9 protein-coding genes are annotated in these 11,165 nt (G+C 63.5%); 6 read left to right on the top strand and 3 right to left on the bottom strand.

Annotation, left to right across the window (positions count from 1 at the left end):
* Window positions 1-287 (bottom strand): helix-turn-helix domain-containing protein (locus BO74_RS11235; protein ID WP_496442386.1); only part of this gene is annotated, 287 nt, incomplete at its 3' end.
* Window positions 288-589: 302 nt separating this feature from the next.
* Here BO74_RS11235 and BO74_RS11230 point away from each other — a divergent pair.
* The 5 genes from BO74_RS11230 to glgB all read left to right on the top strand — a co-directional run bounded on the left by BO74_RS11230 (window position 590) and on the right by glgB (window position 9,210).
* Complete coding sequence (locus BO74_RS11230; RefSeq protein ID WP_496442385.1) at window positions 590-811, top strand: rubredoxin; 222 nt, start codon at window positions 590-592, stop codon at window positions 809-811.
* Window positions 812-845: 34 nt separating this feature from the next.
* Window positions 846-2,786: a PhoX family protein gene (locus BO74_RS11225; protein WP_496442383.1), complete on the top strand. Its 1,941-nt coding sequence runs from the start codon at window positions 846-848 to the stop codon at window positions 2,784-2,786.
* Between the two features lie 134 nt (window positions 2,787-2,920).
* A complete protein-coding gene (locus BO74_RS11220) occupies window positions 2,921-4,600 on the top strand; it encodes a sensor domain-containing diguanylate cyclase (RefSeq protein WP_496442382.1) in 1,680 nt (559 codons plus the stop codon).
* 257 nt (window positions 4,601-4,857) lie between these two features.
* A complete protein-coding gene (gene glgX, locus BO74_RS11215) occupies window positions 4,858-6,993 on the top strand; it encodes a glycogen debranching protein GlgX (protein ID WP_496442380.1) in 2,136 nt (711 codons plus the stop codon).
* Between the two features lie 42 nt (window positions 6,994-7,035).
* Window positions 7,036-9,210 (top strand): 1,4-alpha-glucan branching protein GlgB, encoded by a 2,175-nt coding sequence (gene glgB, locus BO74_RS11210; RefSeq protein ID WP_496442378.1) that lies wholly within the window; start codon window positions 7,036-7,038, stop codon window positions 9,208-9,210.
* Between the two features lie 18 nt (window positions 9,211-9,228).
* Here the strand turns inward: glgB and BO74_RS11205 are convergent, their stop codons facing one another.
* Window positions 9,229-9,597: a sulfite exporter TauE/SafE family protein gene (locus BO74_RS11205; protein WP_496442376.1), complete on the bottom strand. Its 369-nt coding sequence runs from the start codon at window positions 9,595-9,597 to the stop codon at window positions 9,229-9,231.
* Between the two features lie 67 nt (window positions 9,598-9,664).
* Here BO74_RS11205 and BO74_RS11200 point away from each other — a divergent pair, with 67 nt between their 5' ends.
* Window positions 9,665-10,258 carry a hypothetical protein gene (locus BO74_RS11200; RefSeq protein ID WP_496442375.1) on the top strand — a complete coding sequence of 198 codons (594 nt, stop codon included), beginning with the start codon at window positions 9,665-9,667 and terminating at the stop codon, window positions 10,256-10,258.
* Here the strand turns inward: BO74_RS11200 and BO74_RS11195 are convergent.
* On the bottom strand, window positions 10,222-11,022 hold the full coding sequence (locus BO74_RS11195; protein WP_496442373.1) for an AraC family transcriptional regulator: 801 nt from the start codon (window positions 11,020-11,022) through the stop codon (window positions 10,222-10,224). The genes BO74_RS11200 and BO74_RS11195 overlap by 37 nt on opposite strands.
* Window positions 11,023-11,165 lie beyond the last annotated feature (143 nt).

The raw sequence follows: 11,165 nt of genomic DNA, 5'->3' as shown, positions 1-11,165 counted from the left end.
TTCAGCTGTTCCGGGCGCTTGTCGCAGATGATGCGCTGAAGGGCCTGTTCCTGTTCCGCTGACAGGCTTCGACCCGTACCCGGTTTCTTCCCGCGTACGGAGGGCTTCAAGGCGACCATGCCGCCTGCTTCGTACAAGTCCAGGGCCATGCGTACGCCCGGCCAGCTGAGCCCCGTCGCCGTGACAATCTGCATCACACGCATCCCGCTTTTGTGCAGCCGGACCGCTTGCTTGCGTAGGGCATACAACTGCTCCAGCGTTTGAACTTCTTTTTCTGTCGTTTCCATCATTCCCATGTCGGGACAATAACCCGAAATTCAAGCGTTATTCGGGCCGAATCTATATTGCTTCGGCCCGATGAAGTTGAAAGGTGCCGTCATACCGGCGTAGGCCGGTATCCAGTATCGGAGAGCAATCGCCGACTGGACCCCGGCCTTCGCCGGGGTGACGAATTCATACATCTTCAGGCCTCATCGACAATTCGCGGGTACCGCAGCGGGGAGGGCCTGATCGCCCTCCCCGTTTTCATTTCCGCGTCATCTTGGTGTAACACGCCTGTCATTTCCAGCGGCGATCATCGGCCTCCATCATGAGTGCCGATAAAAACCGCTCACCCGCCTCGCCAAAATCCGTTGCCCGCCGCCCGGACGGCCGCCTTGATCTCTGGGTATGCAGCCGCTGCGGCTACGTCTACGACGGCAGCAAGGGCGAGCCCCTGAGCCACACGCCGCCCGAAACCCCTTTCGAGACTTTGCCGGACAGTTGGTGCTGCCCGCATTGCACCTCCGAAAAGGAATTCTTTTTCAACTGATCCACATACTCACGACACCACGAGGATTGACCGCATGAGCGACACCGCCGACAAAATCATCACGACCACACCGCTTGCCGACATGATCGACGCCCGCCTTTCGCGCCGTTCCGCGCTCAAGGGACTGCTCGCCGCCGGCGCCGCCACGGTTGCCGCGCCTGCCGCCTTCGCTGCGACGCGCAACACCGACCCGTCGTCGCTGCCTTTCGCGCAGGCGCCGCACAACGTGGAGCTGTTCCATCAGGTCGCACCCGGCCATCGCGCCGACGTGCTGATGCGCTGGGGCGACAAGGTCCTCGCCGACGCGCCGGCATTCGATCCGTTCAACATCTCTGCCGAGGCGCAAGAAAAGCAGTTCGGCTACAACAACGACTTCGTCGCCTTCCTGCCGCTGCCGCGCGGCTCGAAGAACAGCACGCACGGCCTGCTCGCCGTCAATCACGAATACACCAACCCGGAGCTGATGTTCGCCGGCTTTACGGCGCTCACCGCCGCCAGCAAGATGACGAAGGAACAGGCCGACGTGGAAATTGCGGCGCACGGCCATACGATCGTCGAAATCAGGAAAGGCGCCAACGGCTGGGAGCCGGTGCAGGGCAGCAAGTACAACCGCCGCATCAGCGCGCGCAGCACCGAAATGCAGGTCAACGGCCCTGCGGCCGGCCACGATCGCCTGAAAACAAAGGCTGACCCGAGCGGCCGCCGCGTCATCGGCACACTCAACAACTGCTCCGGCGGCGTTACGCCGTGGGGGACCGTGCTGACCGCCGAAGAAAACTTCAACATGTACTTCGGCGGCGATCCCGCGAAGACCCCCGAGGCCGCCAACCACAAGCGCCTCGGCATCAAGGGCAAGTCCCGCTACAGCTGGTCGCGTTTCCACGAGCGTTTCGATGTCGAAAAGAACCCGAACGAGCCGAACCGCTTCGGCTGGGTCGTCGAGATCGACCCCTACGACCCCAAATCGACGCCGATCAAGCGCACCACGCTCGGCCGCTTCAAGCACGAAGCCGCCACCTGCGTCGTCGCGCCGGACGGCCGCGTCGTCGTCTATTCCGGCGACGACGAAGCCTTCGAATACATCTACCGCTTCGTCACCGCGAAGAAGTTCGTACCGAACAACCCCGCCGCCAACCGCGACCTCCTCGATGACGGTGTCCTCTCCGTCGCAAAATTCGATGACAAGGGAACGCTGCGCTGGTTGCCGCTGGTCTTCGGCCAGGGCCCGCTGACCGCGGCCAACGGCTTCAAGAGCCAGGCCGACGTGCTGATCGACACGCGCCGCGCCGCCGACCTGCTCGGCGCCACGCCGATGGATCGGCCGGAAGACGTCGAAACCAACCCGGTCAACGGCCGCGTCTACGTCATGCTGACCAACAACAACACCCGCAAGGCCGAGCAGATCAGCAAGCTGCACCCGCGCGCCACCAACCTCTACGGCCACATCGTCGAACTGCTGCCGCCCGGCACCGAAGGCAGCGACGGCGCACGCGGCGCCATGCATACGGCCGACGAGTACCGCTGGGAAGTGCTGCTGCTCGCCGGTGACCCGTCGAAACCCGAGCACGGCGCGAAGTACCACCCGGACACGCAGAAGCTCGGCAACTGGCTGGCTGCGCCGGACAACTGCACCTTCGACAACCGCGGCCGTCTGTGGATCACCACCGACCAGGGCTCGTCGCAGCGCAAGAGCGGCATCCCCGATGGCGTCTATGCCTGCGACGTCAACGGCGCCGGCCGCGCGCTGACCAAGTTCTTCTACGCCTGCCCGAAGGATGCCGAAATGTGCGGCCCAGCCTTCACGCCGGACAACAAGACCCTGTTCGTCGCAGTGCAGCACCCGGGCGAATACAAGGACTCGACCTTCGACGATCCGTCGACGCGCTGGCCGGACTTCGACTTCAAAGGCAAGACCCCGCCGCGCCCTTCGGTCGTCGCAATCACCCGCGACGACGGCGGCGTGATCGGCAGCTGAACGTCAGAAGAACGTCAAAATCGCGCGACCCACCCCATAACACGCGAACTGATTCATGTTGATCCCGGCCTTGCGCCGGGATTTTTTTGCGCTGCGCCCGGTCGGCAAGGCACACGCCTCGTTGATGGTCTAGTATGGGCTTATCCCCGCAACTCGCGTGGAGAGTTCCGATGCCTATAAAGGTCGATCGCCTCTTTTCCCTTCGGCTGCTTCGCCGCGCCGTCGGGTTGTTTGTGGTCTTCTCGGTGCTGATCACCGTAGTGATGGTCTACCCTGTAATCAGTTCGTACGAGCACAATCGCATCGAGGTCATCAAGACACGCGAAATTGGTTACATCGACGCCAGCAGCCAGCAGATCGAACGCGATTTTTTTGAAATAGTCGGCGACATCGGCGTGGCCGCGTACCTCGTGGCGCTCAAGGATTCGCGTCCTGTTGAGATTGCAGCGTTTTTCAAGGAATTCGCCGAGCGGTACGGCCGCTACGACGCAATCCTTCTGTTGAACCCCGCAGGTCGGGAAGTTATCCGGATACACCACGTCGGGAAACGCACAGTCGTGGCAACGGAGCACGAACTGCGAGATCAATCAACCTGTCCGTGCTACAAGGAGGCAACGCATCTCGGCCCGACGAAAATCTACCTGTCGACGGTCATTCGCCCGACCGTCCAGGTGGAAAACCAGCGCAGCGAACCCATTATCCAGCTCGCGCAGGCAGTGGCCAGCGACGACGGCGAAATCAAAGGCGTCGTCGTATTCAATTACCGGGGGAGCAAGATGCTGGAAGAACTGCAGCGAATCGGAGACACGCACAACCACAACCGCATCAGCATGCTGGTCAACAAGGAGGGACATTGGCTAAGCGATAGTCCGCTGCCCCACGCCCAACTGCCGGAGGCGTTGAGCCAGAGGGGAGGAAGTTTTGCCGAGCAATTCGAGGCGGAATGGCGCTATATCACGGGGAACGAGCACGGGGAGTTACGCAACGAGAAAGGGCTTTTCCTCTATGGCACGGTGTATCCGCTAAAGCAGGAGGGATTGGACAACCCAGAACAGAAAGCTGCCTGGCAAGCCCAATTCCCGCCGGGGAAAATCGATAGTTACTATGCGAAACTCGTACTGTGGCTTCCCGAGTCATCGTTGTATGCAACCTCCTTCGCCCGTCAGCCTCAGGGACTGGCGATTATTTCTTTTGGCTATGTCTTGCTGGCCATCCTGAGCGCAAGCCTCGTTTTCGTGTACTTGAAAAAACAACAGGAAGAAATTGCGCGCCGGCACGCGGAGGAAATGGAGCGGCAAGCGTACACGGACAGCCTGACGGCCGTATGGAACCGCCGCTATTTCGGCGAAGTAACCCAGCGAGAGTTGCTGCGCAGCCAGCGCCACTACCAACCACTGGTCCTGCTTCTGCTCGACATCGACCACTTCAAGCGGATCAACGATACCTACGGGCACAAGTCAGGCGATATCGTACTCAAGGAGTTCTGCCGCATCTGCCTTGGCACGTTGAGGGAAATCGACCTTTTTGCCCGTCTTGGCGGTGAGGAGTTCGTAGCCCTGTTGCCGAACACATCTCCCGACAACGCGACAATCGCGGCCAACAGGTTACGGGAAGCGGTCGCCAGCGCAAAAACAAGGCTGCCGAGCGGCGGGGAGATCAGCTTTACCGTCTCCATCGGGATCAGTTGCCTGCCCGCCAATTCATCGGACCTGGACGAAATCCTCCAGGATGCGGACCGGGCGCTTTATGAAGCGAAGCACCGAGGACGCAACCAGATCTGCATCTCGCCGAGCTGCACACCGCCAACACCGTAGCCGTGTGCCGACAACGCCCGGGGAGAGCACCGCCCTCCCCGCCCCGGCCCGACCAGGACACCTCGACCGCCGGGAACGAACCGGTAACCGGTTTGTCACCTCAGTGAAACCACTTATTCAATAACGCGCCGGATGATGGCATCGTTGTCCCGGCGCATCCGATGCTGCAGAGTCCGTGCGGCATTTTCCTAGCCCGCTGCACCCGTCAAGGGACAATAACGGCAAGGCCGTTTGCGGGGAACACCCAGGAGCGAACAATGACCGAGAAGTCCCGCAGGATACTGCCCGGAAACCCCTTTCCCCTCGGCGCGTCGTGGGACGGCCGCGGCGTGAATTTCGCTCTGTTCTCCGAACACGCGAAAAAGGTCGAACTCTGCCTGTTCGACCCGCGCGGGCGGCGCGAGACCGAACGCGTGGTGCTGCCGGAACAGACCGACCACGTCTGGCACGGCTATCTGCCCGACGCCGCGCCCGGGCAGCTCTACGGCTATCGCGTGCACGGCCCCTACGACCCGGAAAACGGCCATCGCTTCAATCCCAACAAGCTGCTGCTCGATCCGTATGCAAAATCCCTCCGCGGCAAGCTGCGCTGGCACGACGTCCATTTCGGCTACAAGATCGGCTCCAAACGCGAGGACCTGTCGTTCGACTGGCGCGACAACGCGACCCTGATGCCCAAATGCGAAGTCGTCGACCCGCGTTTCGACTGGGGCGACGACACGCCGCCGGCCATCGCCTGGAACGATTCGCTCTTCTATGAACTGCACGTACGCGGCTTTTCCATTCGCCATCCGGAGGTTCCCGAGGCGCTGCGCGGAACCTACGCCGGGCTGGCCAGCCCGCCTGTGCTGGAGCATTTGCGCCGGCTGGGGGTAACAGCCGTCGAGCTGATGCCCGTGCATTTTTTCGTCGACGACCGGCACTTGCTGGAGAAAGGCCTGCGCAACTACTGGGGCTACAACTCGCTCGGCTATTTCGCGCCCGACCCGCGCTACGCGGCAACGGCCGACCCGGTGCGCGAGTTCAAGGCGATGGTCAAGGCCCTGCATCGCGCCGGGATCGAGGTGATTCTCGACGTCGTTTACAACCATACCGGCGAGGGCAGCCACCTCGGCCCGACCTTGAGCTTCCGGGGCATCGACAACGCCGCCTACTATCGCCTGATGCCCGACGCGCGCTACTACCGCGACTACACCGGTTGCGGCAACACGCTCGACACGCAGCATCCGCAGGTGCTCCGGCTGATCATGGATTCCCTGCGCTACTGGGTGCAGGAGATGCGCGTCGACGGTTTCCGCTTCGACCTCGCCGCGACGCTGGGGCGCGAGGCGCACGAATTCGACCGGGGCAGCGCGTTCCTCGACATCATCCGCCAGGACCCGGTGCTCTCCGGCGTCAAGCTGATCGCCGAGCCGTGGGATGTCGGCGACGGCGGCTACCAGGTCGGCAACTTTCCCGCCGGCTGGGCCGAGTGGAACGCCAAGTACCGCGACGCGCTGCGTGCCTACTGGAAAGGCGACGGCGGCCTGATCGGCGACCTCGCCTCGCGGCTGACCGGGTCGAGCGACCTGTACGCGCACAACGGTCGCCGCCCGTGGTCCAGCATCAACTTCGTCACCTCGCACGACGGCTTCACGCTGCACGATCTGGTGAGCTACGAGAAGAAGCGCAACGAGGCCAACGGCGAAAAGAACCACGACGGCGAATCGCACAACCGCAGCTGGAACTGCGGCAAGGAAGGACCGACCGACGATCCGGAGATCGTCGCGTTGCGGGCCCGCCAGAAACGCAACCTGCTGACCACCCTGTTCCTCTCGCAGGGCGTGCCGATGCTGGTCGCCGGCGACGAGATGGGGCGCACCCAGCAAGGCAACAACAACGCCTATGCGCAGGACAACGAGCTGAGCTGGCTCGACTGGAACCTGAAACCGGAAGATCGCGACTTCCTCGCCTTCGTTCGCGGGGTAATCGCCCTGCGCCGCGCGCACCGGATTTTCCGCCGGCGTACCTACTTCCGGCCACACGGCGCGCCGAATGGCGAGAAGAACATTCTCTGGTTCACCCCGGAAGGGCTGGAAATGAGCGACACCGAGTGGAACCAGGGATTCGCGCACTGTCTCGGCATGTACCTGGCGGGCGATGCGATCGGCGAAGTCGACGCCGCGGGCGAACCGGTGCGCGACGCCAACTTCCTGCTGCTGATCAACGCCTACCACGAGGCGGTGCCCTTCCAGATTCCCGGCTTCCAGGGCAACAAACGCTGGCAGGTGGCGATCGACACGAACGATCCGGAGAACCGCCACGCGGAAAAACACTACGCCCGCGGCTGCGTATTCCCCTTGCCGGGACGCTCGCTGGTGCTGCTCCGGCAATCCTGGCCAACGCCGGCCTGATCGCCCATACTGAACCGATCAATGAAGCCACGGACGACAATCATGAAAAAGACCCCGCTCGACAGTGAACTGCAACGAATTTCCGCAGCCAACCACCACGACCCCTTCGCCGTGCTCGGCCGCCACCCCGACGGAAAAGGCGTGCTCGTGCGCGCCTACCTCCCGGGAGCCGCCGAGGTGCGCATCGCCGAGGGCGACCGGGTGATGACCCGTCTGCCCGGCTCCGACCACTTCGAGTGGCGCGGCGACGGCAGCGACCTGCCGATGCACTACAGCCTGGTCTGGCGCGACGGCAGCCGCCGCGAACACATCGCGCGCGATCCCTACACCTTCCTGCCGCAGGTCGGCGACCTCGACCTGCACCTGTTCGCCGAGGGCCGGCACCGCCACGCCTGCAGCTTCCTCGGCGCGCACGAGCACGAAGCGGACGACGTCAGCGGCATCCTCTTCGCCGTCTGGGCGCCCAACGCCGCACGCGTCAGCGTGGTCGGCGACTTCAACGGCTGGGATGGCCGCCGCCACCCGATGCGCGTGCGCGGCGGCAGCGGCATCTGGGAGCTGTTCATTCCCGACCTCGAACCCGGGCACATCTACAAGTACGAGATCCGCAACCGCGACAGCGGCGAGATCCTGCTCAAGGCCGACCCGTACGGCCAGCAGCACGAACTACGGCCGCGCACCGGCTCGGTCATCCCCGCCCGCGGCACCTATGCGTGGAACGACAGAAAATGGATTACGCAACGGCAGCAGGCCGCCTGGCAGCATCTGCCGATGTCGGTATATGAAGTGCATCTCGGTTCCTGGCAGCGCGACGCGGAAGGCGGTTTCCTCGACTACCGCGAGGCCGCGCATCGTCTGGTCGACTACGTGAAGGAGATGGGCTTCACCCACATCGAACTGCTGCCGATCACCGAACACCCCTACGATCCGTCATGGGGCTACCAGGTCACCGGCTATTTCGCGCCGACCCGCCGTTTCGGCGAGCCGGACGACTTCCGCTATTTCGTCGACCATTGCCACCGCAACGGCGTCGGCGTGCTGCTCGACTGGGTGCCGGCGCACTTTCCGAAGGACGCGCACGGCCTGGCGCGTTTCGACGGCACCGCGCTGTTCGAACACGCCGATCCGCGCCTCGGCGAGCACAAGGACTGGTCGACGCTGATCTTCAACTTCGGGCGCAACGAGGTAAAAAGCTTCCTCCTGTCGAGCGCCGTCTACTGGCTCGAGGAAATGCACATCGACGGCCTGCGCGTCGATGCCGTGGCCTCGATGCTCTACCTCGACTACTCACGCGAGGAAGGCGAATGGATTCCCAACCAGTACGGCGGACGCGAGAACCTGGTGGCCATCGACTTCATCAAGGAACTCAACGTCGCGGTGCACGAGCAGTGCCCCGGCACGCTGATGATTGCCGAGGAATCGACGTCGTGGCCGCAGGTCAGTCGCCCGGTCTACGTCGGCGGCCTCGGCTTCGACATCAAGTGGAACATGGGCTGGATGAACGATACGCTGCGCTACATGGCCAACGAGCCGATCCACCGCCAGTATCACCATGGCATGCTGACCTTCAGCATGCTCTACTGCTTCACCGAAAACTTCATGCTGCCCTTCTCGCATGACGAAGTGGTGCACGGCAAGCAGTCGATGCTCCACCGGATGCCCGGCGACGAATGGCAGAAGCACGCCAACCTGCGCACGCTCTACACCTACCAGTTCACCCATCCTGGCAAGAAGCTGCTGTTCATGGGCACCGAATTCGGCCAGGGCAATGAATGGGACAGTACCAGCGTGCTCGACTGGTACGTACTCGACTACCCGTTGCATCAGGGCATGCAGCGGCTGGTACGCGACCTCAACCATCTCTACCGCGACACTCCGGCGCTGCACCGTTACGAGTTCGACTGGAAGGGCTTCGACTGGATCGACTGTCACGACGCGCAGCAGTCGGTGATCAGCTACCTGCGCCGCGGTAACGACGGCGAAATGCTGATCGTGATACTCAACCTGACCCCGGTCGTTCGCCAGGACTACCGCATCGGGGTGCCGGCCGGCGGCAGCTACCGCGAAGTGCTGAACACCGACGCGGCGGTCTATGGCGGCAGCGGCATCGGGAACACGGCATGCGTCGCCGAGGAAGAACCGTGGATGAACCGCCCCTTTTCGCTGTCGCTGACCCTGCCGCCGCTGGCGGCTATCGTGCTCGCGCCGGAGGCGTAGGCGCGGCAGCCCCCTCCGTCACGCGCCCCGTCCCGAGTACAGCGTGTAGCACCCCAACCCGATCAGGAACACCCCGAAAAGGGTGCGCAACCAGTGGACGCTCAGGTTGGTCGCCACCTTGGCACCAATCCAGGCACCGATGAAGATCGTGACGGCGAGGATCACCGCCGCGCGCCAGTCGATCTGCCCGGCACGGTAGTAGGCGTAGACAGCCGCCGCGCCGATCGGCGGCAGCAACACGGCCAGGCTGGTACCGATGGCGCGATGCAGCGGAAAATCGAGGAAGTAAACCAAGCCCGGAACAATCAGCACGCCACCACCGATGCCGAACAATCCAGAGCTTATGCCGGCGCCAAGGCCGATCAAAACCATAATAAGCACCTGCATCTCTGCTACCCTTTCTTTTAGGCTTGCCGATCTCAGAATAGCCGGCGATTATAAGGGAGACTCAGGAATGCTTCAGAAATCGCTACGTGTCATGAAGAACCTGCTTGGCATCTCGCGCGGCCCTACCGACAACCGGAGCCACCGCTTCGTCGCCATAATTGAATGCGCGCTCAACCAGAACGCCCGCGATACCGGCGCCGCATGCTTTCCGGCCATGAATTTCGAACTGCTGGCGCTTTGTCACCGCTACGGCGTCGGCATCCTGCAAATGCCCTGCCCCGAAGTCGCTGCGCTCGGCCCCGAGCGCAAGCGCCCGCCCGGGCAGAGCCTGCGCGCGGCGATGGACAGCGACGCCGGACGCAGCAGTTGCCGCGCGCTGGCCTGCGAGGTCAGCAACACCATCGAAGCCTATGCCGCACGCGGCTGCGAACTGGTCGCCGTGCTCGGCGGCAACCCGCTCAGCCCCGGCTGCGCCGTTCATCACGGCGAGAACGGCCTGCGCGAAGAATCGGGCGTGTTCATGCAGGCGCTCCAAGCCGAGTTGCGCCGGCGCCAATACGACCCGGTTTTCCGTAGCATGCGCGACTACGACCCGGACCAGCTGCGCGAAGACCTCGCGTGGTTTCAGGAACGGCTGGAAGCGACCGTATCGCGAAAATAGGCGCTCGGGGGCATCCCGAACTGCTGCCGGAACATCGTCGCGAAGGCACTGGGACTGCTGTAGCCGAGGTTAAGCGCGACGTCCACGACTTTCTGCCCATCCGCCAGAAATTCCAGCGCCCGAACGAGCCGCGCCTGCTGCCGCCACTGCCCGAAGGTCAACCCGGTCTCCCGCTGGAAGCGCCGTTCGATCGTCCGCCCGTGCACCCCGAGCCGACGCGCCCAGTCCTCCAGCGTCGACGGATCGTCCGGCTGATCGGTCAGCCGCTGGCAGATTCCGCGCAGCCCCGTGTCGGCCGGATACGGCAACTGCAGCGGCAGGCTCGGCAGCGAGGCGACCTCGTCGAGCAGCAGGCGCATCAGCCGCCCGTCGCGGGAATCCTCCGCGTACGGCGGCTCAACGTCCACGGCGGCAAGGATCAGTTCGCGCAGCAACGGCGAGATGCCGACCACCTGGCACAGGCGCGGCAACGCCGCATGGGCATCCTCGCGGAAATACAGTGTGCGCAGATGGACCGCGCCGACCATGCGCAACTGATGCCACATCCCCGGCGGCATCCACAGGCCGCGGGTCGGCGGAACCACCCATTGGCCGGCATCGGTGCTGACCACCATGACGCCCTGCGCGGCGTAGATCAGTTGTGCTGTCGGGTGGCAATGGCTGGGAACCCGAAAGCCCGCGGAATAATTGGCCGCACGGCCGGTGACCGGGAAGTTTCCCCGGTCCTTGCCGTGGCTGAGGCTGAAGCGGGTAACGGTGTCCATTTGGCGAAGATCGATGCCCGATTATGGCGAGACGGACAGGCATCTTACCTCTATAGTTCTCAGCGTTGCTGCGCATCATCTCACCCCCCTTCAAGGGCTGGCGTACGCACACATCGCGAGAACCCCGTCATCCCGGCGCAGGC

The organism is Propionivibrio pelophilus DSM 12018 (genome assembly GCF_059569095.1).
This window is presented reverse-complemented; position numbering and strand designations above follow the sequence as displayed.

Coding starts and splice junctions, on each gene's coding strand:
- BO74_RS11230 (WP_496442385.1), top strand. CDS start 590: ATGAGTGCCGATAAAAACCGCTCACCCGCCTCGCCAAAATCCGTTGCC.
- BO74_RS11225 (WP_496442383.1), top strand. CDS start 846: ATGAGCGACACCGCCGACAAAATCATCACGACCACACCGCTTGCCGAC.
- BO74_RS11220 (WP_496442382.1), top strand. CDS start 2,921: ATGGGCTTATCCCCGCAACTCGCGTGGAGAGTTCCGATGCCTATAAAG.
- glgX (WP_496442380.1), top strand. CDS start 4,858: ATGACCGAGAAGTCCCGCAGGATACTGCCCGGAAACCCCTTTCCCCTC.
- glgB (WP_496442378.1), top strand. CDS start 7,036: ATGAAAAAGACCCCGCTCGACAGTGAACTGCAACGAATTTCCGCAGCC.
- BO74_RS11205 (WP_496442376.1), bottom strand. CDS start 9,597: ATGCAGGTGCTTATTATGGTTTTGATCGGCCTTGGCGCCGGCATAAGC.
- BO74_RS11200 (WP_496442375.1), top strand. CDS start 9,665: ATGCTTCAGAAATCGCTACGTGTCATGAAGAACCTGCTTGGCATCTCG.
- BO74_RS11195 (WP_496442373.1), bottom strand. CDS start 11,022: ATGGACACCGTTACCCGCTTCAGCCTCAGCCACGGCAAGGACCGGGGA.